The sequence below is a fragment of the Sphingosinicella rhizophila genome (assembly GCF_032378825.1).
Classification (GTDB): domain Bacteria; phylum Pseudomonadota; class Alphaproteobacteria; order Sphingomonadales; family Sphingomonadaceae; genus Allosphingosinicella; species Allosphingosinicella rhizophila.
The window spans coordinates 553,720-575,587 of record NZ_JAVUPU010000001.1; the positions used below are offsets into that span (position 1 = coordinate 553,720).

Sequence of the window (21,868 nt, forward strand, 5' to 3'; positions counted from 1 at the left end):
CTAGACCGCGCGCATCACCAGGCTGGCGTTGGTCCCGCCGAAGCCGAAGCTGTTGTTGAGCGCCGCCTTCACCTTCCGCTCCTTCGCCACGTGGGGAACAAGATCCACGCCGGCCGTCCCTTCGCTCGGATTGTCGAGATTGAGGGTCGGCGGCACGATTTGATCCCGGATCGCGAGGATGCAGAAAATCGCTTCGACGGCACCCGCGCCACCCAGCAGGTGGCCGATCGCGGATTTCGTCGAGCTCATCGAAAGCTTGCCGACGGCATTGCCGAACAGCTTGCGCACCGCACCAAGCTCCAACTCGTCGCCGAGCGGGGTCGATGTGCCATGCGCATTGATATAATCGATGTCGTCGAGATCGAGGCCGGAGCGCCGCATCGCCACTTCCATTGCGCGATAGCCGCCGGCCCCTTCCGGGTGCGGCGCGGTGACGTGATAGGCATCGCCGGACATGCCATAGCCGATGATCTCGGCATAGATTTTGGCACCGCGCGCCTTGGCCCGCTCATATTCTTCGAGAACGACGACTCCGGCGCCCTCGCCCATCACGAAGCCGTCGCGATCCTTGTCATAGGGGCGGCTGGCCTTTTCGGGCTGCTCGTTGAACTGCGTGGATAAAGCCCGCGCCTGGGCGAAACCGGCGATACCGAGCGGGCAAAGCGCGCTTTCCGCGCCGCCCGCCAGCATCACGTCGGCATCCTCCATCTGGATCATCCGGGCGGCATCGCCGATCGAATGGGCGCCAGTCGAGCAGGCCGTCACCACCGCATGATTGGGACCCATCAGGCCATATTTGATCGAAACCTGGCCGGAGATGAGGTTGATAAGCCGCCCATGGACGAAATGCGGAGAGACGCGCCGGGGACCCTTTTCATGAAGGACAAGCGACTCCTTTTCGATACCGGGGAGACCGCCGATGCCCGACCCGATCGACACGCCGGCCCGGTAGCGATCCTCCTCGCTCATGTCGGTGAGGCCCGCATCTTCGAGCGCCTGTCCGGCGGCATCGAGACCATAGATGATGAACGGATCGACCTGACGCTGGATCTTGTGATCGACCCTTTTGTTGGGATCGAAGCCATATTCATGCTCGGGCGCCTTCACCTCACAGGCGATCTGGCAGGCATAGTCGGTGGGGTCGAAGCGGGTAATGCGCGCTGCGCCGCTCTTCGAAGCCAGAATATTCTTCCAGCTGGTCTCCACATCGGCACCCAGGGGGGAAACCATCCCGAGACCGGTCACGACTACGCGGCGCATGCGCAAACTCCTTGCAGCAGATAAGCAAAACGGCCCCCCGACCTAGGACGGGAAGCCGTTTTGAACAAGCGACTCAAATCGCTGGGGCTCGAGCCGAACCTCAGGCCTTGTTGGCCTCGATATAGTCGATCGCGTCCTTGACCGTTCCGATCTTCTCGGCGGCATCGTCAGGGATCTCCACCCCGAATTCTTCCTCGAACGCCATTACGAGCTCGACGATGTCGAGGCTGTCCGCGCCCAGATCATCGATAAAGCTCGCTTCCTCGGTGACCTTCTCGGATTCGACCCCGAGATGCTCAACGACGATTTTCTTAACCCGATCGGAGGTCTCGCTCATATTCTAGCCTTCCCTAGCTTTGCTTTGCGCCAGCCCTAGCCCGTCGCGGCCGGGGCTGGCAAGTGGCCGGCGCCGAATCGGAAGCCGGCCATGCTTCACATCATTGCCATGCCGCCGTTAACATGCAGCGTCTGGCCGGTGACATAGGCCGCCTCGCGGCTGGCCAGATAGACCGCCGCGGCAGCAACGTCATTCCCTTCGCCCAGCTTGCCGACCGGGATACGGCCCAGCAGCGCCTCTTTCTGCCCATCCGGCAGGGCATCGGTCATTGCCGAGGCGATGAAGCCCGGCGCGATGCAATTGACGGTGATGCCGCGGCTGGCGACTTCCTGGGCCAAAGCCTTGGACATACCGATCAGGCCGGCCTTCGAAGCAGCATAATTGGCTTGGCCCGGATTGCCGGTGACCCCGACCACGGAGGTGATCGAGATGATCCGGCCGTGGCGGGCGCGCATCATCGGCTTCAGCGCAGCGCGGGCCAGGCGAAAGGCGGCTTCCAGATTGATCCGGAGCACCTCGGACCATTCCTCGTCCTTCATCCGCATCGCCAGATTGTCGCGGGTCACGCCGGCATTGTTGATCAGGATGTCGAGTTGCCCCAGCGCCTCGATGGCCCGGGGAACCAAGCCATCCACCTCGTTGGGATCGCCGAGATTGGCAGGCAGGATCACGGGATCCCCGCCCAGGCCGGCCGCGACTTCGTTCAAGGCCTCTTGCCGTGTCCCCGACAGGGCGACTCGCGCGCCCTGCGCCGCCAGCGCCCCGGCGATCGCGGATCCGATCCCGCCCGATGCGCCGGTTACCAGCGCCGTCATTCCGCTGAGGTCGAACATGATCAAATCTCCTTGGCCAGGGCTTCGATATCGGCCATCGAAACCACGCTTGTCGCTTGCGCGTCGGGTACGATGCGGCGAACCATCGAAGCCAACACCTTGCCCCCGAATTCTACGAAATGCGTGACTCCGGCCTCGGCCATGGCAGCCACGCTTTCCCGCCACCGCACCATTCCAGTCACCTGATCGACGAGCAGGCGCCGGATCTCCGCCGGATCACCCACTGGGGACGCACTTATATTGGCGTAGAGAGGTACCGACGGCGGCCGGAGGGCGGCCGCGGCCAAAGCCGCTTCCATACGCTTTGCGGCCGGTTCCATCAGCGGCGAATGAAAGGGCGCGGAGACCGGCAGCAATAATGCGCGCTTGGCACCCTTCGCCTTGGCGATTTCCAGTCCGCGCTCGACCGCCTGCCTGTGCCCCGAGATGACGATCTGCCCCGGATCATTGTCATTGGCGACAGCGCAAATCTCGCCCTGCGCGGCTTCCGCAGCGACCGCCTCGGCCGTCGCAAGGTCGATGCCCAGCAATGCTGCCATGGCGCCTTCGCCGACCGGGACCGCTGCCTGCATGGCCTGGCCGCGCAGCTTGAGCAGGCGGGCGGTCGTCGCCACGTCCAGCGCTTCGGCCGCTGCCAAAGCGCTATATTCGCCCAGGCTATGCCCGGCGACAAAAGCAGCCTTGTCCGAAAGGTTGAGCCCGCCTTCGCGCTCCAGCACGCGCAGCGTTGCAAGAGCATTGGCCATGATTGCCGGTTGGGCGTTTTCGGTGAGGGTGAGTTCATCCTGCGGCCCTTCGGCCATCAGCCGAGCGAGCGACTGTCCGAGCGCGTCGTCCACTTCCTCGAACAAGGCGCGAGCGGTCGCGCTCGCTTCGGACAAAGCCTTTCCCATCCCTACTGACTGGCTTCCCTGGCCGGGAAAAATGAATGCACGCATCGCCATTTCCTCCTGTTGGCGCGGCTGGTAAGCGAGCCCGCCAACCGGGTCCATACTCGATCTGGGCCAGCGGGGTTGCTTTTCGGCAGCATTTCCGTCATCAGGCGCACGTCCGGGGCGGAGGGCGAGCGCCTTCCCGCCCCGGTTTAATTTCAGACGACAGCCGGAGGGGCGTCCGCATTGGGCGGCGTCAGCGATCGGCCAAAGACAAGGAATGCGCAACATGCCGCTTTACGAGCATGTCTTTCTCGCGCGTCAGGACCTGGCCCAGGCCCAGGTCGATGCGCTGGCGGAAAACGCCACCAAGATCATCGAGGATAATGGCGGCAAGGTCGTCAAGACCGAGACCTGGGGTCTCCGCAGCCTCGCCTATCGGATCCAGAAGAACCGCAAGGCTCATTACGTGTTGCTGGACGTCGATGCTCCCGCGCCCGTCGTGGCGGAACTGGAGCGGCAGACGCAGATCAACGAAGACGTCATCCGCTATATGACCATACGCGTGGACGCCCACGAACAGGGTCCGTCGGCGATGATGCGTCGCAACGAGCGGAGTGAGCGGGGCGAGCGCGGTGGCGATCGTGATCGCATGAGCCGCAGCGATCGTGGCCCGCGCCGCGACCAGTTCGAAGCTTAAGGAGCAGGAGCTCAGACATGGCACGTCCATTTTTCCGCCGCCGCAAGAGCTGCCCCTTTTCGGGCAAGGATGCTCCCACCATCGATTATAAGGACATCCGTCTCCTTCAGGGCTTCGTGTCCGAACGGGGCAAGATCGTCCCGAGCCGCATCACCGCGGTCTCCGCGAAGAAGCAACGCGAGCTGGCCAAGGCGATCAAGCGCGCCCGGCATCTCGGCCTTCTTCCCTATGTCGTGAAATAAGGAGCAGCGAACATGGATGTCATTCTGCTCGAACGAATCGAGAAGCTCGGTGCCATCGGCGACGTGGTGAAAGTGAAGAACGGCTATGCCCGCAACTTCCTTCTCCCCAACGGCAAGGCACTTCGCGCCAACGAATCCAACCGCAAGGTGTTCGAAGCCAACCGGGAGAAGATCGAGGCGAGCAATGCCGAACGTCGCAGCGAGGCCGAAAAGGACTCGAAGACGATCGACGGCGTCAAGATCCAGCTCATCCGGCAGGCCTCCAATACAGGCCAGCTCTACGGTTCAGTCTCAGCGCGCGATATTGCCGAGGCCCTCGAGGCCGAGGGCCATAAAGTCGCCAAGAACCAGATCGTGCTCGATCGTCCGATCAAGGCCATTGGTCTGCAGGACGTCAAGGTCGCGCTTCACCCCGAAGTTTCGGTCCTCATCCACGTCAACGTCGCCCGTTCGCCCGAGGAAGCCGAGCTGCAGGCGAAGGGTGTCGACGTGATGGCGGAGATGTTCGAAAAGGACAGCGCCGGCTTCACGGAGGATTATGATCCCAATGCCGAACCAGGCGAGATCGCCGCTCCCGTGGAGCAGGCGAGAGCTGCCGAACCGGCAAGCGAGGAGCAGGGCGAAGCCTGAGCTTCGACACGCGCGAACAATCGAGGCCGTCCGCTCCACCGAGCGGGCGGCCTCTTCTTTTTGACGATCAACTTCCTTTGGAGCCTGATCGTTTGAAGTGGAATCGCTTCGCGCTTCCGCCGACGACATGGATCAGGCTCCGTTCAAGCGCCTTTTTCTCTTCGATTTCCGTTATTTCCGAATGGCCAGATGATTTATCTGCCGTGAAACAACTTTAGACGGTCAGCGCCAACTTGCTCGGGCGGAAGCCGACCGAACGATAGATGCGCGGCCCCAGATCGAGCCTGAACGGTGCCATCTTCTCTGCGGGCGGCTCCGTTTCGCGGCCGACGAGATACGACATGGATGTCTGGCCCGCCTCGCCCTCGCCCCATTCATAGAGGACATTGAAGGCGATCATCGGAATGAACAGGCGACGGCCCTGGATTACGACTTCGCGGACCTGTTCCTTCGGCAAGGCGACGACGCTCTTGAACAATGCGCCGCTTTGCGGAGGAATGGCGCGCGGCGCCAAAGTGGCCAGCGCGGGATCGGGGGCGGAGAAGAAGGCGCCGATCTCGGCATCCTGCTGCGCGTTGAAAAGGCGTGCCTCGATCCGCACCCTTCTCGCCTCGGCATCGCCCACATTGGCTATCTTCAGCTCATATTCGACCGAAGCCTGCGCATCGGTCGCCGCTGCTTTGCCTGGCTTGAATTCCAGCTCCAGCCGGGGCCTCCGCGGTTGCGCCGGCGGTGTCACGGCCGCTGCCCGTGGCTCCGGCTCCGGCTCTCGCGCCAGCGGCGCTGGGAGAGGCTCGGCCTCGGGCATGAGCACATTTGCCAGCTCCAGCTCCTCTTCGCCCTGATCCTCGCGCCTTCGCAAGAGGAGGAAAGCGAGGAGCGCCAATCCCGCGATCCCCGCGGCCACGGCGTAGAGCCAGGGGAAGCGCCCTTCCGCAGCCGATGGGGCCTGGGCTGGCTCTCTCAGCTCTGGCGACACGATGACCGGCACTTCGCTCGGACCGAACGAGCGCGTTTCCTCGACGGGCATGGTCGGTTCGGGCACTGGCGCGGCCGCTGCCCGATCGGCAGGTGCATTGTCACGCGTGCCGGCACTTCTTTCGTCGGCAGGCGAGGCCGCCGGCGACGAGGCATTCGTTTCCGCCGACGCTGCAGGCTGCGTCGGTTCCGGTGCGATCCTCACCGGCGGAATCTCCACGACGGGTGGAGGCGTTACGGCCGCCGGTTCTTCGGCCGGCGCCGGCGCATTGGTCTGCTCGCCGCTGATGCTGAAATTCCGAAGAGCGGGCGGTCCCACCGTGTCGGCGTCCTGCGCCCAAGCGCCAGCAGCCGGGAGAACCAACCCCAGCAAGGCTGCAATGGAAAGAAGGCGCGATCGTGACATCTGAATCCTTGGCCTGCTTGTTTGGACCTTAATATCCCATGAGCGCAAGGACTTCACGCCGGCTTCGTTCGTCGGTGCGAAATACGCCCATCATCCGGCTCGTGGTCATCAAAACGCCCGGGGTGTTGACCCCTCGCGCCGTCATGCAGGCATGGCTCGCCTCTACCACCACCGCGACCCCTTCCGGATTGAGATTCTCCCAGACGCAATCGGCGACCTGGGCGGTAAGCCTTTCCTGCACCTGCAGCCGGCGCGCGAAACCATGAAGAACGCGCGCGAGCTTGGAAATGCCGACAACCCGCTCGCCGGGAAGATAAGCGATCGAGGCCTTGCCGATGATCGGAGCGAGATGATGCTCGCAATGGGATTGAAAGGGAATGTCCTTCAACAGCACGATCTCGTCATAGCCGCCCACTTCTTCGAAGGTCCGGCTGAGGTGATGAGAAGGATCTTCCTCATAGCCCTTCGCATATTCCTTCCACGCGCGCGCCACGCGAAGCGGCGTATCGAGCAGCCCTTCGCGGCAGGGATCGTCCCCTGCCCACCGGATCAGCGTCCGAACCGCCGCCTGCACGTCTTCGGGCACGTCGATCTTGGGGGGCTGGGCGACCAGATCGCCGTCCTCCGCGCTATCGAACTCGTCCATCTAGCTCCCCGCTGACCCGGATTTCCTGGTGACCCCGACAGGATTCGAACCTGTGACCCTCTGATTAGGAATCAGATGCTCTATCCTGCTGAGCTACGGGGCCATTCCAGGGCCGGGTTAGGCGCGCGGCCCGCCCCGGTCAATTCTCCTCGCTCGGCTCGACGACCGGAAATGGCAGCGGAGCAACGGGAATGCCCTCCTGGATCAGGCTATCGGCCTCGTCGCGTGTCGCCTTGCCGTGAATGGCGCGTGCTTCGGCGTCGCCGATATGGATGGCGCGCGCTTCGTCGGCGAAGCGATCGCCGACGAAATGGGAGGATTCGAGCATCTTCTTCTGGGCTTTCGCCATGGCTGCCAGCATCGCCTTGACGGCCTCCGGATGTGCGGATGCCATGTCCGAGCTCGCCCGGCTGTTCGCCTTGGCCGGAAGATGAGGTGCCATAGCCGCCTTCACCAGGTCCCGGGCGCCGCAGAGCGGACATTCCACCAGCCCGCGCTGCCGCTGCTGCTCATAATCCTCGGTCGATCCGAACCACGACTCGAAGACATGCTCGCTGGGACATTTGAGATCGAAGACGATCATGCGGAAATTGGCGCCGGGACAGGGCGGCGATGCCGGATGGCCGGAATCCGGTGGCGGACTTCTTCGACCTGGCCAAGATCCAGATCCACTGCGGCCACGCCCGTTCCCTCGCCCATATCCAGCAGGACCTCGCCCCAGGGATTCACGACCAGCGAATGTCCATAGGTCTCCCGGCCGTCCTCATGCCGTCCTTCTTGCGCCGCGGCGATCACGAACACCCCGGCTTCGATCGCCCGGGCGCGCATCAGGATATGCCAATGCGCCTGGCCGGTCGGGACCGTAAAGGCTGCGGGGATGGCCAGCGCGGCGGCACCGGCATCGGTTAGGCTCCGATAAAGGTCGGGGAATCGCAGGTCGTAGCAGATCGAGAGACCGAGCAGTCCGATCGGCGTCGATACCAGGACGGAAGTCTCGCCCGGCGCATAAGTGGAGGATTCTCGCCAGCTTTCTCCGGTAGGCAGATCGACATCGAACAGATGGATCTTGTCGTAGCGCGCCCGAATCCGGCCCTGGTCGTCGATGACGAAGCCGCGATTGGCAAGCATGCCGTCGTCTCGCTTCAATGCCAGCGAACCAAGATGCACCCAAAGGCCCGTCCGTTCGGCCTCCTCACGCACCGCGGCCAGCACCGGATCGTCCGCTTCCAGCTTCAGATTCTCTCCACCCCGCTCGCGGTCCCGGTCGAGAAGGCCACTCATCTCCGGTGTGAACAGCATCTCGGCGCCCAGGCGCGAAGCCTCCCGCACAGCCTCCTGGAGGTGCCCGGCATTGCGTCCCGGATCGATCCCGGTCCGTGCCTGGTAAAGCGCAATGCGCATCAGCGCGCCAACAGCGGATCGAGCCTGCCGGAGCGATCCGCCTCGATAAGGTCGTCGCACCCGCCGATATGGCGACCGTCGATGAAGACCTGCGGCACGGTATGACGGCCATTGGACCGCTGCATCATTTCCTCGCGCTTGCCGACCTGGGAATTGAGGTCATATTCCTCATAGTCCACGTCCTTTGAATTCAGGATATATTTGGCGCGCGAGCAATAGGGACAGCCAAATTTGGTATAGATTTCCACGCGCGCCATTTCGATATCACTCCTGCTTGGAGGGGAAGTGGGTCTTCCGCTTCCGCCTGTCAATTTTCCTGCGTGGTGACAACCCGCGCCCAGCAGATAATGTTCACGGCTGCCGCTCCCGCCTGCTTCAGCGTTCGTGCGCAGGCATTGGCGGTCGCGCCGCTGGTAAAGACATCGTCGACCAGCACGATCGTCCGGCCTGCGATGCCGGGCTTGCGGCCCGCGCCGACGGCGAACGCGCCCCGAACCGCGAGCGCCCGTTCCCGGCGGCTCATATTCCTGAGCGGCGGCGTTGCCTTCACCCGCTTCAGCAACCCGAGATCCGCTTTCAGGCCGGTGCGATCGCCAAGAGCGGAAGCGATCAGCGCGGACTGATTGTAGCCGCGCGTCCAGATCCTCCATCGGTGGAGGGGTACCGGTGCGAGGATGGCGTCCGGGTCATTTTCCGCAAGGTGGCGCGCCATGAAGTGGGCCAAGGTTCGTGCGACCCCCGGCCTTCCCCCATATTTGAGCTTCAAGGCAACGTGCCGGGCAATGTCGCCATAAGCCACCGCTGCCCGGAGTCTGTTGAAAAAAGGAGGATCTGCGAGGCAAGCGCCGCATTCGGCACCCTCGCCGGACTCATATTCGAACGGAAGCCCGCAACGCGCGCAGCAAGGGTCTCCGAGGAAATGGAGCGATTGCCAGCAGCACAGGCAGAAGAGATGATCCTGGGCCGTGATCGTGCCGCAGCCGGGGCAGCGCGGCGGCAGCGCGAAATCGACAATCTGGCTGAGCGCCTTTCTAGGGGCAAAACCTAACATGTTCGTACCCCGATGCTGCCCAGGCCATGGCGCCACCTTGTCGCCAAGCCTCCGGCATTGCACAAGCCCTCCCATGAGCACGGACCTGCCTTTCGATCGACGGTTGCGGCGGCAGCGCCGGGACCGCAGCGCTGCGAGCGTCGGGGATGGCGATTATCTGTCGAAACTGATGGGAGACGAGCTGCTCGACCGGCTCGACCTCGTCACCAGGGACTTCCGCCAGGCACTCGATCTTGGCTGCGGCGCCGGCTATCTGTCCGGCCGGCTCCGCGCGCGCGGGATAGACGTGGTTGCCGCCGATTCCGGCTTTTCCTTCGCCCGCATGGCAGGCGGAGTACAGTGCGATGAAGACAGGCTCCCGTTCGCGGACGCGACCTTCGATCTGATCGTCTCCGCGGGGGCGCTGGACGGAGTCAATGATCTGCCGGGAGCGCTCGCTTTGATCCGCCGCGTGCTAAAGCCCGACGGCCTGTTTCTCGCCTCCTTCGCCGGGGCGGGCAGTCTTCCGGCCTTGCGCAGCGCGATGCTGGCCGCAGACGCGGCCGACGGCAAAGGCACCTCCCCTCGCCTCCACCCGCAGATCGATGTCCGGACCGCCGGAGACCTGCTCGCGCGCGCCGGATTCGCCTTGCCGGTGGCGGACTCGCACCGATTGGCGATCCGCTTCGAAAGCCTTTCTCAGCTGATCGGGGACCTTCGCGCCATCGGGGGTACCAATATCCTGTCGCTGCGCTCGGGCCGAGCATTGGGCCGGCTGGGTTTTGCCGCGGCTACCGCCGATTTCGCCGCCCAAGTGGAAGAAGACGGCCGGACCACCGAATATATCGAGATCGTCTCACTGATTGGCTGGGGCCCCGCTCCCAACCAGCCGCAGCCCGCCCGGCGCGGCAGCGGCTCGGCGTCCCTGGCCGAAGCGCTTCGGCCTAAATAAGGGCGTCCAGCAGGCCGATCAGCGGCCGGTCGGCAGGCGGCATTGGCAAATCGTGCATCTGATCCGGACGCACCCATTGCAAGCCGGTGGCATGGAGTGGCCTGGGCTCGCCTCTCCAGCGGCGGCAGACATAAAGGAGGAGAAGGAGATGGCGCTCCTCCAGGTCGGCGCTCGCAAAGGTTGCGGGTGAAAGACAGGCCGTGTCGGCGCTTATGTCCAGCTCCTCCTCCAATTCCCGGATCAGCGCGGCCTCCGGCCGCTCCCCCGGTTCGATCTTCCCGCCGGGAAACTCCCAAAGTCCGGCCATGGGACGGCCGGGCGGCCGCTGCTGGAGGAGGATCCGTCCCTGATCGTCCACCAATGCCGCCGCCACCACCATGACTGTCGGATTTTTTTCCAAAGAAGAGGCCCTTGCTAGGAATTCGTTAACGACGCCTTGGATATGGACCGTCGAGACTAGGCGTGTTGGTTCCGTTCGGGGATAGGGGCGATGAAGCGAATTGCAAAGTTCATCCGTGACGAACGGGCCGCCACCGCGGTGGAATACGGCCTCATCATCGCGATGATCGTGCTCGCCATGATGGCCGGCCTGACCCTATTCGCCGATACGACGATCGGCATGTGGAACAACGTCGCCGAAGCCGTTTCGACGGTTTGAAGCCGAAAAAAATCGCTGTCGGCATTAAATATTTGGAAACCTAGTCGACCTAAATGCGAGATCAGCCAACCCGGAAATATAGTGTGGGGGGTGGCAGGAAGTGTGGACTTCCAAAGCTTTGGAACAGGAGACCGGAAATGAAGATCATTCGCAAATTTCTTAAGAACGAAAAGGGTGCCACGGCCATCGAATATGGCCTGATCGCCGCTCTTATCGCCGTCGCTGCTATCGCCGCGATGCAGGGCCTGGGTTCGAGCCTGAACCAGACCTTCACCAACGTTTCGACGGCCATGCAGGGCTAATAAGTCCTCTGGCTAAAGATTGGGGCGGCGGAACTTCGGTTCCGCCGCCCTTTTCGTATCTGTGAAAGGCGATAGAAATAATCGCCTGCGTTTCGCGGGAAGATCGGCACGGCCGGGATCTTTTCGGCGCGGCGAGCCTTGCGCTTTCCCGTCTTCAGTTTCTGCCGGCGTCCGCTTCTATCCTATGGACAGGAATTTGGCGCGACGGCCCGCGCGAATCTGATCCGGTGAAAAGCCGGAAAGGGTGTCCAGCTCGGCTTGGATCGCTCCGCCCACGGCTGCAATGGCACCAGCCGGGTCGCGCTGCGCGCCGCCGACCGGCTCTGGAATGATACCGTCGACGACACCAAGCTGCTGGAGATCGCCGGCCGTGATCCGCATCGCTTCGGCCGCTTCGGCCGCCTTGTCGGCCGTGCGCCACAGGATCGAGGCGCAGCCTTCCGGCGAGATCACGGCATAGACCGCATGTTCGAGCATCAGCACGCGGCTTGCAGCGGCCAAGGCGATCGCGCCGCCGGATCCCCCCTCGCCCACGATCACCGTCACGAGAGGCACCGACAAGGATAAGCATTGCTCCGTGGAGCGTGCGATCGCTTCCGCCTGTCCCCTTTCTTCCGCCTGCACGCCGGGAAAGGCGCCGGGCGTGTCGACCAGGGTCACCACCGGCAGGCCGAAGCGATCGGCAAGGGCCATCAGCCGAATGGCCTTGCGATAGCCTTCGGGCTTGGCCATTCCAAAATTGTGACGCAGGCGGCTCGCCGTATCGTCGCCTTTTTCATGGCCGATCAGCATGATCTTGCGTCCGCCAAGGCGGCCGAGCCCCCCGACGATCGCTTGGTCTTCGCCAAAGGACCGGTCCCCCGCGAGCGGTATGAAATCCTCGATCAGGGCAGTGACATAATCCTTGAAATGCGGACGCTCCGGATGGCGCGCGACCTGAGTCTTCTGCCAGGGTGTCAGCTTGCCATAAATGTCTCGAAGCATCTTTTGCGATTTCGCTTCGAGCTTCTCGATTTCGGCATCGATGTTGAGCGCGCCCGCTTGCGCGGTCTCGCGCAGGTCTTGGACCCGCGCCTCAAGTTCCGCGATCGGCTTTTCGAAATCGAGAAAGGTCGGCATTGGCGCGGCGGTTAAGCCTGCTTCGGCTTCGCGTCAACGAGCGGGTGCCGGCTATTGACCAGTTCGATGAGGCGGCGGCTATCGACATGGGTGTAGATTTGGGTCGTGGCAATGTCCGCATGACCCAATAGCAATTGGAGCGCGCGCAGGTCGGCGCCACCCTCCAGGAGATGGGTCGCGAAGGCATGGCGAAGCACGTGTGGACTGACTCTTTGGGGCGGGATTCCGGAAGCGGCCGCCAGTTCCTTGAGAAGCTGGTAAAGCCTGACGCGGCTGAGGTGATTTCGTCCCGACGGAAACAGCCAAAGCGAATCCCTGGGCACCAGCAACGACCATGACGCGACGGCCGCGCGGGCGCGGTCGGAGATTGGCACCAGGCGTTCGCGCCCGCCCTTGCCACGGAGGATCAGGAAGGGCTTGTCGGGCGAAACGGCGTTCCTTGGCAGAGATACCAATTCGGTCGCCCTCAAACCCGAACCATAGAGAAGCTCCACCAGTGCCGCCATTCTCAGCGCCTTTGGCTTGCCGTGCGCCTCGCCCGTTCGCCGCTCGAGCTCCGCGAACAATGCATCGACGGAACCATGGTCGAGAATCTTGGGCAGCGGCCGCTCGCCCGCGGGACGCGGCAGCGCCGCCGACGGATCGTCCAGGCGCAGCTTCTCTTCGTGCAGAAACTGAAAAAACCGGCGGAGCGCCGCTGCCTTGCGCGCGACGGTCGCCCGTTTGAGGGGCATCCAGGCGTCGGCAAGGCCCTTAAGGGTCTCGGGCGACGCCGCTCCAAGACCGCCATCCAGCAATTCCGACGCGCCCCGCAAATCCCTTTCATAGGCCAACAAGGTGTTGTGGGCCGCGCCCGCTTCGGCCGCCATCATTTCGAGAAAGGCCGCGATCAGGCGCCGGTCCTCGCCCGCGCCGGACGTCACAGTCGGGCCAGTGCCTCGGCGGCGATCATCCTCGCCTCATATTCGAGCCCGACCTGCCGAAGGGCATCGACGATCTGGAAGAGATGTTGGGGTGGCACGCCGCGCCAGTCCCCGGTCTGCATGCCAACCCCGGCGAGCAGGGCGACGGTCCCGGGCTGCCGTGCGCGCGCGGCGGCGGCGAGCATGCGGCTCCACCTGTCGTCGGGCTGCAAACTGATGCCGAGATCGCCTGCCAGATCCTGGGCAGTGCCACTGTCGAGCCGGCCAAGGCCGGCAAGGGCGGCAAACAGCATCCGGCCGCGCTGTCCCCGAAGGCTTTCGTCACGGTCGATGAAAGCGGACACCCGTCCCCCACTGGTATCCACCGCCGGCCGGGGCGACGCGATGGCGAGCAATGCCCATGCACGGTCGCCATCTTCGCCCATGGACCCGATGATCGGTGACCAACGGGCAGCCTGGCGATCGAGCCCCGCGGAAAGCATCGATGCAATCAGGTCGGCCGCATCCGCCTGACGATCATCCGACGGCGGTATCAAAGCTGCTGCGGTGGCGGTCAGGATAAGGCGGGCATGGCGATCCTGCGGCGTCTTGGCGTCGTCCCAGAGGCCTTTAATGGCCGACATCCGCCGGTCCATATCTCCTCCGACGAAGGCTCGTCGCAGACGCCCTCCGATACTGTCCTGGATCTCGGAAGGATCGGTCGCATCGGCGATCAGGCTGAACGTGTCCACCAGCGCCGCGTTCGAGAAGACACCGAGGGAAGCAGCCGTCTGGGCCGCCGAGATGCGCTGATCCAGCGGAACCATCGGCGCCCGTGCCTGCCAGGCGCGGACATGGGCGCCGGCCCCGCTCATCAAGGCGTCGGGAATTTCCAGGCCCGTGGCGCTGGCCAGGCCGAAACGCCACGCATTGAGCGTGTCCACGCCATCCCATTGGATGGTGACGGCCCGGCGCGTATCAGTGCCGGCCCCGATGACCTTCTCGGCAAGCAATATGTCGATGCCGCCGGCGCCGCTTCGCCGCCGCGCCTGATCGATCAGGGCGCCGGCCCGCGAAGGTTCCCCCTCCAAAGCGGCGCACATGGCATCGGCCAGCGGCCAGACCGGTTCGTCGGAGTTCTTCCGGCCGGGCCCGACCAACGGACACAAAGCCGCCGGATCAGCGGTTGCCAGCGCTGTCTGAACGGCGACCGTGAACATGCGGGGGGTGAAATTTTCGACGTCGACCGACTGGACCAGCATGCGGGCGCCATCCGCCTCTCCCATGCGCAGCAACAGCCATGCACGCTCGGCGATCCAGTCGACATCCGAGACCTGAGAGGGCGTACGCACTTGCGACAGCAACGCGCGGCGGAGCAGAATTGACGTCCAACGGGAGGGTAATGGCGCGTCGAGCCGCCGCATCAACATGCTCAGAAAACGGCCGTTCGCGCCGCCGAACGCATTTTCACCAAGTCCCCAATTGGAGGGGCCAAGCGGACCCACGAAATCGGTCCGCCGGCGCGACGAAGCCGGTAATTCGGCCTGGACGCGCGCCACCAGGCCGAGAGTCTCCATGTCATCCTGGGCTGCATTTTCGATCGTCACGATCGATCCCGGCGACGGCGCAACCGATGGTGTGTCCACAGCCTGAGGCGCCGCCTTTGGCTGTTGCGGGGTCTCGGCCGGCGCCGGCAGGGTAGCCGGATCGTCGAATCCCGGAGGGAGCAGCGATTCGGGCGCTTCCTGGCTGATCGCCGGGATCGACCCCGCGACCGCCGCCACGCCGGCCAGCAGGAGGAGCTTAACGCGCCAGGGCTTCATTGGTGACATCCTGCTCGATGCGCTGGGTCGGCACTTCGGTGTCAACGGTGCCGAGCCAGATGAGGAATCCGATCAGCACCAGCAGCAGAAGCAGGAAGATCAACGGCAAGGGCGACTTCTTGCGCCGGACGGGGCTCAGGGAAGTATAGTTTCTACGCATGGCGGCCTTTTGCCCCACGACCCTGCCCCATGTATAGCCCCCGCCGCATGACGAACAAGCTGCCCCGCCTCGACCGATCGATCGTGCTCGTCGGGTTGATGGGTGCGGGAAAATCGACCATGGGCAAAAGGCTGGCACGGCGTCTCGGCATGGATTTCGTCGATTCCGACGACGAGATTGAAGTGGCGGCTCGGCACAAGATTTCGGAAATATTCGATCGTTTCGGCGAAGCGGGCTTTCGCGACGGCGAACGAAGGGTGATCGCGCGGCTTGTGGGAGGCGCTCCAAGGGTCGTCGCCACGGGCGGCGGCGCCTTTCTGAACGAGCAGACGCGAGCCCTGCTCCTGGAGCATTGCATCGTCATCTGGCTCGATGCGGACGTCGAGACCCTCGCCCGGCGCGTCGCGCGCAGCGACCACCGGCCGCTCCTGCGCGGCAAGGATGCGGCGGCCGTCCTTCGCGAACTGGCGATCGCACGAAACCCTTATTATGCCGAGGCGCACCTTCATATAAAAAGTCATTCCCTCCCCCAGGAGCAGACCGTCGATCGCATCGTCGAGGCGCTCGCCGGCTGGAGGGGAACCTCCTGACGGACCACGCGCGCGCGCCGACCGATCAGTCGGGTCGGGACATTTGACTGTTAGGCCCGAACATTCGCTCCTGAAGTGCGTGCAGATCGCCTGATTGGCTTTGACGTTCCAATCGTTCGATGTCGCGCCGGCGATAATCCTCTTCCACCCGCGCCGCTTCGTCCGCATCGATGCCGAAGGCGCCCAACGCCTCGCGACCCATGCACACCGCCGACTCGAACACTTCACGAAACCTGCCGGCCAGATCGACCGCTTGGAGGTCCATCAGATGGAGGCGATCGAAGGCGCGCACGAACACGGCCGCCTGGGGGAAAGCCTCGAGAATGGGTTCAAGCTTGCGTGCGGTCGGAGCACCCTCGTCTATGCAGAAGAGGATCGCCTGGGCCTCGGCGGCGCCGGCAAGTCGCAGCAGGTCCATGCGGGTGCCGTCGCCATAATAGACCTTGGATCCGAAACTGCCGCTGATCTCGATCTGGCTCGGCTTCGAATCGATCAGGGTGACGCTGATCTCCTTGGCCATCAGCATCTGTGCGACCGTCTGTCCGAACCGGCCATAGCCGACCACGATCGCCTTGGCGGCCCCGGAGCTTTCGGGTCCCTCCAGACCGTCCGCGTCGCGACGGGAACTGCGCCGGTCCAGCCAGTCGTTGAGCATCATCAGGAAAGGCGTCGTCGCCATGGACAAGGTGACGATGGCGCCGAACAGGCTCGCTGCCTCGGGTTCGATCAGCAGCGCATTCTGCGCGGCTGCGAATAGAACGAAGCCGAACTCGCCCCCCTGGCTGAGCAGCAGACCCAGCTTCAGCGCCTTGCGGCCGTTCATCCCGAACAGCCGCGCCAGCCCGGATAATATGAAGACCTTCACGACGATAAGAGCCGCTGCCATGCCGATCACGAACATGGGCCGATCCTTGATCGTGTCGAGATCGAGCATCATGCCGATGGCGACGAAGAACAGGCCGAGGAGGATCGACCGGAACGGGTCGATGTCGGCTTCCAGCTCGTGCCGGTACGGCGAATCGGCGAGCATCACGCCGGCGATGAATGCGCCCAGCGCCGTCGACAGGTGCAGCGCCTCCATGATTCCGGCGCTGGCCAGCACGACGAAAAGGCCGGCTACGATAAACAATTCGCGCTCGCTGATCCGGCCGACCAGCCGGAACAGCGGATTGATAAGGAAGCGTCCGGCCAGCACGAGGCCGATAATGGCCGCCACCGTATAAAGTGCGAGCTGCCATCCCGGCGGTGCGGTCGGATCCGCCGGCGCGCGTGAAAGGGCGGCAATGATCGTGATCAGGGGGACGATCGACAGATCCTGGAACAGCAGGATCGAGAAAGCGCGTTCGCCGGGCTTGGTGTTGATATCCCCGGAAGCACGAAGGCTCGGAAGCACCTGTGCAGTCGATGAAAGTGCCAGCGGAAGCCCGATCGCAAGCGAGGCCGGCCAGCTGAAGCCGACAGCGAAATGGATCAGGACCGTGATAGCGACCCCGCTGAGCGCGACCTGCAGCAGGCCGAGTCCGAATATGTCGCTCTTGAGCCTGAGCAGACGCTCGGGATGAAGTTCCAGCCCGACCAGGAAGAGCAGCAGGACGATGCCGAAATCGGCGACGTGAAGCATTTCTTCCGGCGCCTTGACGAGACCGAGGCCATCGGGTCCGACCAAGGCTCCTGCGACGAGATAGCCGAGCACGGCACCGAGACCGAGCCTCCGGAACAGCATCACGAAGAGCAGGGCCGCGCCAAGCATGACGACGACATCGCGAAGCATGAGCGATGCGGCCGCCGTGGTCTCCGCTTCCATCAGCTTTTCGCCTGCGCAGCCGCCTCGGCGACCGCCTCGAAGGCGAGAAGTATCGATCTGTGGCGGGCGACATAGGGGCGTGCCGTGCGGAAAATGTCGAGTCCGGGCCAATCGCCCGGATCTTCGCGAGTCCCCGCCAGAAAGGCCGCGAGGGTATCGCGGGCATCGGCCAGTTCGGCTTCGCCGCGGCCCAGGACATGCTGGCCCATCAACGCGGCGGACGCCTGGCCTAGCGCACAGGCGTGCACCTCCTGACCAAGCTCAACGACTTTGCCTCCGTCATCGAGCACCACATCGACAACGACCCGGCTACCGCAAACCGGCGATCTTTTCTCCACGCTCGCCTGCGGCCGGGCGATGCGACGATGGTGCGGGATCGACGCGGCAAGGCGAAGGATATCGCGATTGTAGAGAGGCAGGGTCACGGCTTCCACTTAGGGCCGATCGGGTCCGATTCCCACCGCTGGTTGATCAGGCACGTCGCCAGCTGGTGCCGGCGGCACCATCCTCGAGCACGACCCCCTCAGCCGCGAGCGCGTCTCGGATGCGGTCGGCGGTATCGAAGTCCCTACGCTTCTTGGCCTCGATGCGCGCGGCCACAAGCGCGTCGATGCGCGCATCCCCTTGCCCCTGGAACCAACCCGCAGTCCCGGCCTGGAGCAACCCAAGCAATGCGGCGGAGGCCCGCAGGCAATGGGCATCTTCGATGGCGGAAAGGCGGGAAAGAGCGAGCGGCGTGTTGAGATCGTCGGCAAGGGCCTCGGCCACGCCGGCATCGATTTCGCCCGCTTCTGCATCGCCCGTGACGCGATAGAGGCGGTCTAGCGTGGCCTTGCTCTGGGCGATGAGCTGGGACGACCATTCGAGCGGCTGGCGATAATGTGCGGAGAGCAAGGCGAAACGGAGCGTCTCCCCCTTATGGCCTGCGTCGAGCAGATCGGCCACGGTGACGACATTGCCGAGCGACTTCGACATCTTCTCGGTGCCGGCCATCGCCAGGAAGCCATTGTGGAGCCAGTAGCGGGCGAGCGGGGCGCCCCGATGAGCGCAGCGGCTCTGGGCAATCTCATTCTCGTGATGCGGGAAAATAAGGTCGAGGCCGCCACCATGCAGGTCGATCGTCTCGCCGAGATGGGCCTCGATCATCGCCGAACATTCGATATGCCAGCCTGGCCGTCCTCGTCCCCATGGACTGTCCCAGCCGATCATGCCGGACGGCGATGGTTTCCAGAGCACGAAGTCGGCCGGGTCCTTTTTATAGGAGGCGGTTTCGACCCTCGCGCCGGCGATCATCGCCTCCCGGTCGCGGCGGCCTAGCGCGCCATAATCCGGATCGGACGGCACATGGAACAGCACATGACCGTCCGCCTCATAGGCGTTGCCGCGGACGAGGAGCCGGCCGATCATCGCGATCATGGCTTCGATATTCTCGGTGGCCCGCGGCGCCAGGGTTGGCGGTTGGACCCCCAGGGCACCCATATCGTCCAGATAATATTGCTCGAAACGCAAAGCGATCGCGGATGGATCGATACCCGCGGCACGAGCAGCCTCGATGATTTTGTCGTCCACGTCGGTGACGTTCCGCGCATATACCAGGCTGTCTTCGCCATGAAGGTGACGGAGAAACCGGGCCAGGACGTCGAAAATGACGGCGGGCCGCGCATTGCCGATATGGGCCCGATTATAGACGGTGGGGCCGCAGACATACATGGTGATGCGTGCGGGATCGGCAGGGGTGAAGACGCGCTTCTCCCGCGCCATCGTGTCATAGAGTCTGAGGCTGTTCATAATTGGTTCTGAAGCTTGTTGTCCGCCTCATCGGATGGCGGAGGCTCAGGCATTTGGGCTCTTCTCGTCTCGACGAAATCGACGATGGCGCGGCCGCTGGCATGAAGCAAAGGATAAGTGCGCGATCGTGCCATCCAGTCGGGCCGCTCGGCCGCACGGCCGTAGAAGGTATCGTAAAAAAGATTGGCTGCTAGATAGAGCAAGGTCGCGACAAGCAATCCCTTCAAGACGCCGAAACCCGCGCCAAGGATACGGTCGATCGGCCCCACCACCGACGTTCGCGTCGCCTGGCCGATCCGGCGGGCAAGCAGCCGGCCGCACAGGAAAACCAGGCCGAAGACGAGGGCGAAGGCAAGGACAGCCGCGCCGGCATAGGTTCCCACCGTCCCCGCCAGCGCCTGGGTCACCGGCTCGTGCATCAGTTTGAGCGCGATCACCGCCGCCACCCAGGCGAGGAGCGACAGAACCTCTCCGACGAAACCGCGCATCGAACCGCGGATCAGACCGCCGCCCAGCAACAGCAGAACGATGATGTCGAGCGCGGTCATGTAAGACTGGCTACCGGCGCTCCAGCAGATGGTCAACGAGTTCGCCGAGGGTCTTGAAACCCACGAGTTGAACGCCGTCCTTACCCGCCGCCAGTGATGCCGGCACCAATGCCCGCTCGAAACCCAGTTTGGCCGCCTCCTTGAGCCTCAAGGCGCCGTGGGCAACCGGCCGCAATTCACCGGACAAGGCAACCTCCCCGAACGCAATCGTTTCGGCGGGAATGGCTCGCTCCGACAGTGCCGAGACCAGCGCCGCGGCCACGGCAAGGTCGGCGGCCGGGTCGCTCAGACGATAGCCGCCGGCAACGTTGAGATAGACTTCGGCGGTGGAGAAGCTCAGTCCGCAACGTGCCTCCAGCACGGCAAGGATCATCGCCAGACGGCCCGAATCCCAGCCGACGACGGCGCGCCGGGGCGTGGCGCCACTGGCAAGCCGGACGGTGAGCGCCTGGATTTCGACCAGCACAGGCCGCGTCCCCTCCAGCGCGGGAAAGACGACTGCCCCGGAAACTGCCTCGCCCCGGTGGGTAAGGAACAATGCCGACGGATTGCCGACTTCGCTCAAACCCTCCTCCGCCATGGCGAAGACGCCTATCTCGTCGGTACCGCCGAATCGGTTCTTGATCGCGCGGAGTATTCGATACTGGTGGCTCCGCTCGCCTTCGAAGCTGAGCACGGTGTCGACCATGTGCTCGAGCACGCGCGGGCCGGCGATCGTACCGTCTTTCGTCACGTGGCCGACAAGGACGATCGCGCTGCCGGTCTCCTTGGCAAAACGGATCAACTCCCCCGCCGAGGCACGGACCTGGCTGACCGTGCCTGGCGCCCCTTCAATGAGGTCGCTGTGCATCGTCTGGATCGAATCGATCACAACGAGGGCGGGCGCCCCGGCATCGCTCAAGGTGGTTAGAATGTCGCGGACGGAGGTGGCTGCGGCAAGCTGCACGGGCGCACGGCCCAATCCGAGCCGGCGCGCGCGAAGCCTCACCTGGTCGGTCGCCTCTTCGCCGGAGATATAGGCGACAGCCAATCCTCGTGCTGCGATCCGCGCCGCCGCCTGGAGCAACAGGGTCGATTTGCCAATGCCCGGATCGCCGCCGATCAACGTGGCCGAGCCCGCCACCAGGCCGCCGCCGAGCGCACGATCCAGTTCCTGGATGCCGGTGCTCATCCGTTCGGGCAGCGCCAGTTCGGAATCGAGACCGACCAGCTCGAACGGCCGCCCGCCCGAGCGCAGATTGTGCCGGGCTGAAAAGGGCGTCACCACCGCACCCGCATCCTCGACCAGGCTGTTCCATTCCGAACAATCGGGACATTGGCCCTGCCAGCGACTGCTGACCGAGCCGCAGGATTGGCACACATATCGCTTTTTGGGTTTCGCCATCTTCTCGAAGCTAGGGCCGGCGGCTCCTCCTCGCAATGGTTTGGGCGGTCGGATCGACAATCCGCCTCGTGATTCGGGAACAGCTTGGCCTCCCCCGCATTCAGCCAGCACAGTACAGGAGAGTTTTCCGTGTTCATCCAAATCAGTACCGACAATCAGGTCGATAGCGACAACATCCGCGACGCCAGGCTCGAGGAGCAAATCCGGCAGCGGCTGGCGCGGTTCGAGGAGAGGATCACCGACGTCGAGGTTCATGTGTCGGACCCCCAGGGCAGGGAGGGGGGTAATGGCGAGCTGCGCTGCACGCTCGAGGCACGGATGACCGGCCTTCATCCGGTTGCCGTGCATGAGGAAGGCACAAGTGTGGACCGCGCTGTGCTGGGCGCCGCCAAGAAAGCGGCGCGTGCGCTCGATCATCAATTGGGCAAGCTCGAGGGGCGACGGACCGGCTGATCATTCCAGGTCGCTGCCGGCTTGCGCGCCGCCACCTTCGTCTTCATGAC

At 64.0% G+C, this 21,868-nt stretch carries 28 protein-coding genes and 1 tRNA gene; 8 read left to right on the forward strand and 21 right to left on the reverse strand.

What is annotated here, in order from left to right; all coding sequences use genetic code 11:
• From fabF to fabD, 4 genes are all read right to left on the reverse strand, one after another.
• A complete protein-coding gene (gene fabF / locus RQX22_RS02600) occupies window positions 1–1,260 on the reverse strand; it encodes a beta-ketoacyl-ACP synthase II (RefSeq protein ID WP_315723334.1) in 1,260 nt (419 codons plus the stop codon).
• Window positions 1,261–1,360: 100 nt separating this feature from the next.
• Window positions 1,361–1,597 (reverse strand): acyl carrier protein, encoded by a 237-nt coding sequence (locus tag RQX22_RS02605; RefSeq protein WP_315723336.1) that lies wholly within the window; start codon window positions 1,595–1,597, stop codon window positions 1,361–1,363.
• Window positions 1,598–1,692: 95 nt separating this feature from the next.
• The gene (gene fabG / locus RQX22_RS02610) at window positions 1,693–2,430 is read right to left on the reverse strand and encodes a 3-oxoacyl-[acyl-carrier-protein] reductase (RefSeq protein WP_315723338.1); all 738 of its coding nucleotides are present in this window, start codon (window positions 2,428–2,430) and stop codon (window positions 1,693–1,695) included.
• A gap of 2 nt (window positions 2,431–2,432) precedes the next feature.
• Entirely contained in the window at window positions 2,433–3,368 is a 936-nt protein-coding gene (gene fabD, locus RQX22_RS02615) for an ACP S-malonyltransferase (RefSeq protein ID WP_315723340.1), read from the reverse strand.
• Window positions 3,369–3,591: 223 nt separating this feature from the next.
• On the opposite strand from fabD, the gene rpsF reads away from it, so the two are divergent.
• From rpsF to rplI, 3 genes are read left to right on the forward strand one after another with little or no spacing between them, the layout of a single operon-like run.
• Window positions 3,592–4,002, forward strand: a complete 411-nt coding sequence (rpsF, locus tag RQX22_RS02620) for a 30S ribosomal protein S6 (RefSeq protein ID WP_315723555.1) — start codon at window positions 3,592–3,594, stop codon at window positions 4,000–4,002.
• 17 nt (window positions 4,003–4,019) lie between these two features.
• On the forward strand, window positions 4,020–4,244 hold the full coding sequence (gene rpsR / locus RQX22_RS02625) for a 30S ribosomal protein S18 (RefSeq protein ID WP_315723342.1): 225 nt from the start codon (window positions 4,020–4,022) through the stop codon (window positions 4,242–4,244).
• Window positions 4,245–4,256: 12 nt separating this feature from the next.
• Window positions 4,257–4,874, forward strand: a complete 618-nt coding sequence (rplI, locus tag RQX22_RS02630) for a 50S ribosomal protein L9 (protein WP_315723344.1) — start codon at window positions 4,257–4,259, stop codon at window positions 4,872–4,874.
• A 214-nt stretch (window positions 4,875–5,088) separates the two neighbouring features.
• Here the strand turns inward: rplI and RQX22_RS02635 are convergent, their stop codons facing one another.
• The 7 genes from RQX22_RS02635 to RQX22_RS02665 form a co-directional block, all read right to left on the reverse strand.
• Entirely contained in the window at window positions 5,089–6,258 is a 1,170-nt protein-coding gene (locus tag RQX22_RS02635) for a hypothetical protein (protein WP_315723346.1), read from the reverse strand.
• A gap of 28 nt (window positions 6,259–6,286) precedes the next feature.
• On the reverse strand, window positions 6,287–6,904 hold the full coding sequence (gene folE, locus RQX22_RS02640; protein WP_315723348.1) for a GTP cyclohydrolase I FolE: 618 nt from the start codon (window positions 6,902–6,904) through the stop codon (window positions 6,287–6,289).
• 26 nt (window positions 6,905–6,930) lie between these two features.
• Window positions 6,931–7,007, reverse strand: a tRNA-Arg gene (locus RQX22_RS02645).
• 36 nt (window positions 7,008–7,043) lie between these two features.
• Window positions 7,044–7,487, reverse strand: a complete 444-nt coding sequence (locus tag RQX22_RS02650) for a DUF1178 family protein (protein ID WP_315723350.1) — start codon at window positions 7,485–7,487, stop codon at window positions 7,044–7,046.
• Window positions 7,484–8,305, reverse strand: a complete 822-nt coding sequence (locus tag RQX22_RS02655; protein ID WP_315723351.1) for a carbon-nitrogen hydrolase family protein — start codon at window positions 8,303–8,305, stop codon at window positions 7,484–7,486. The genes RQX22_RS02650 and RQX22_RS02655 overlap by 4 nt, the downstream gene beginning before the upstream one ends.
• The gene (gene grxC / locus RQX22_RS02660; RefSeq protein WP_315723353.1) at window positions 8,305–8,562 is read right to left on the reverse strand and encodes a glutaredoxin 3; all 258 of its coding nucleotides are present in this window, start codon (window positions 8,560–8,562) and stop codon (window positions 8,305–8,307) included. Before grxC ends, RQX22_RS02655 begins: the two co-directional genes overlap by 1 nt.
• 50 nt (window positions 8,563–8,612) lie before the next feature.
• Window positions 8,613–9,356: a ComF family protein gene (locus RQX22_RS02665; protein WP_315723355.1), complete on the reverse strand. Its 744-nt coding sequence runs from the start codon at window positions 9,354–9,356 to the stop codon at window positions 8,613–8,615.
• A 73-nt stretch (window positions 9,357–9,429) separates the two neighbouring features.
• Between RQX22_RS02665 and RQX22_RS02670 the strand changes: the two genes are divergently transcribed.
• On the forward strand, window positions 9,430–10,287 hold the full coding sequence (locus RQX22_RS02670) for a methyltransferase domain-containing protein (RefSeq protein ID WP_315723357.1): 858 nt from the start codon (window positions 9,430–9,432) through the stop codon (window positions 10,285–10,287).
• On the opposite strand, the gene RQX22_RS02675 is transcribed toward RQX22_RS02670, so the two are convergent.
• Window positions 10,280–10,666, reverse strand: coding sequence for a (deoxy)nucleoside triphosphate pyrophosphohydrolase (locus RQX22_RS02675; RefSeq protein ID WP_315723557.1), 387 nt, complete (start codon window positions 10,664–10,666; stop codon window positions 10,280–10,282). The genes RQX22_RS02670 and RQX22_RS02675 overlap by 8 nt on opposite strands.
• Before the next feature lie 111 nt (window positions 10,667–10,777).
• Between RQX22_RS02675 and RQX22_RS02680 the strand changes: the two genes are divergently transcribed.
• Window positions 10,778–10,945 carry a Flp family type IVb pilin gene (locus RQX22_RS02680; protein WP_315723359.1) on the forward strand — a complete coding sequence of 56 codons (168 nt, stop codon included), beginning with the start codon at window positions 10,778–10,780 and terminating at the stop codon, window positions 10,943–10,945.
• A gap of 137 nt (window positions 10,946–11,082) precedes the next feature.
• The gene (locus RQX22_RS02685; RefSeq protein WP_315723361.1) at window positions 11,083–11,247 is read left to right on the forward strand and encodes a Flp family type IVb pilin; all 165 of its coding nucleotides are present in this window, start codon (window positions 11,083–11,085) and stop codon (window positions 11,245–11,247) included.
• A gap of 177 nt (window positions 11,248–11,424) precedes the next feature.
• Here RQX22_RS02685 and RQX22_RS02690 read toward each other — a convergent pair whose 3' ends face one another.
• From RQX22_RS02690 to RQX22_RS02705, 4 genes are read right to left on the reverse strand one after another with little or no spacing between them, the layout of a single operon-like run.
• A complete protein-coding gene (locus tag RQX22_RS02690) occupies window positions 11,425–12,366 on the reverse strand; it encodes an acetyl-CoA carboxylase carboxyltransferase subunit alpha (RefSeq protein ID WP_315723362.1) in 942 nt (313 codons plus the stop codon).
• Between the two features lie 11 nt (window positions 12,367–12,377).
• Complete coding sequence (locus tag RQX22_RS02695; protein ID WP_315723363.1) at window positions 12,378–13,289, reverse strand: tyrosine recombinase; 912 nt, start codon at window positions 13,287–13,289, stop codon at window positions 12,378–12,380.
• Window positions 13,286–15,091: a hypothetical protein gene (locus RQX22_RS02700; RefSeq protein ID WP_315723365.1), complete on the reverse strand. Its 1,806-nt coding sequence runs from the start codon at window positions 15,089–15,091 to the stop codon at window positions 13,286–13,288. Before RQX22_RS02700 ends, RQX22_RS02695 begins: the two co-directional genes overlap by 4 nt.
• Window positions 15,072–15,251 (reverse strand): hypothetical protein, encoded by a 180-nt coding sequence (locus RQX22_RS02705; protein ID WP_315723367.1) that lies wholly within the window; start codon window positions 15,249–15,251, stop codon window positions 15,072–15,074. The genes RQX22_RS02700 and RQX22_RS02705 overlap by 20 nt, the downstream gene beginning before the upstream one ends.
• Window positions 15,252–15,298: 47 nt before the next feature.
• Here RQX22_RS02705 and RQX22_RS02710 point away from each other — a divergent pair, with 47 nt between their 5' ends.
• Window positions 15,299–15,841 (forward strand): shikimate kinase, encoded by a 543-nt coding sequence (locus tag RQX22_RS02710; RefSeq protein WP_315723369.1) that lies wholly within the window; start codon window positions 15,299–15,301, stop codon window positions 15,839–15,841.
• Between the two features lie 25 nt (window positions 15,842–15,866).
• On the opposite strand, the gene RQX22_RS02715 is transcribed toward RQX22_RS02710, so the two are convergent.
• The 5 genes from RQX22_RS02715 to radA are packed head-to-tail and all read right to left on the reverse strand — an operon-like array spanning window position 15,867 to window position 21,365.
• Window positions 15,867–17,645 (reverse strand): monovalent cation:proton antiporter-2 (CPA2) family protein, encoded by a 1,779-nt coding sequence (locus RQX22_RS02715; RefSeq protein WP_315723371.1) that lies wholly within the window; start codon window positions 17,643–17,645, stop codon window positions 15,867–15,869.
• On the reverse strand, window positions 17,645–18,070 hold the full coding sequence (locus tag RQX22_RS02720) for an iron-sulfur cluster assembly scaffold protein (protein ID WP_315723559.1): 426 nt from the start codon (window positions 18,068–18,070) through the stop codon (window positions 17,645–17,647). The genes RQX22_RS02715 and RQX22_RS02720 overlap by 1 nt, the downstream gene beginning before the upstream one ends.
• 46 nt (window positions 18,071–18,116) lie before the next feature.
• A complete protein-coding gene (cysS, locus tag RQX22_RS02725; protein ID WP_315723372.1) occupies window positions 18,117–19,433 on the reverse strand; it encodes a cysteine--tRNA ligase in 1,317 nt (438 codons plus the stop codon).
• Complete coding sequence (locus RQX22_RS02730; protein WP_315723374.1) at window positions 19,430–19,981, reverse strand: CvpA family protein; 552 nt, start codon at window positions 19,979–19,981, stop codon at window positions 19,430–19,432. The genes cysS and RQX22_RS02730 overlap by 4 nt, the downstream gene beginning before the upstream one ends.
• Before the next feature lie 10 nt (window positions 19,982–19,991).
• Window positions 19,992–21,365, reverse strand: a complete 1,374-nt coding sequence (gene radA / locus RQX22_RS02735) for a DNA repair protein RadA (protein ID WP_315723376.1) — start codon at window positions 21,363–21,365, stop codon at window positions 19,992–19,994.
• 129 nt (window positions 21,366–21,494) lie between these two features.
• On the opposite strand from radA, the gene RQX22_RS02740 reads away from it, so the two are divergent.
• Window positions 21,495–21,818: an HPF/RaiA family ribosome-associated protein gene (locus RQX22_RS02740; protein WP_315723378.1), complete on the forward strand. Its 324-nt coding sequence runs from the start codon at window positions 21,495–21,497 to the stop codon at window positions 21,816–21,818.
• The last annotated feature ends 50 nt before the right edge of the window (window positions 21,819–21,868 follow it).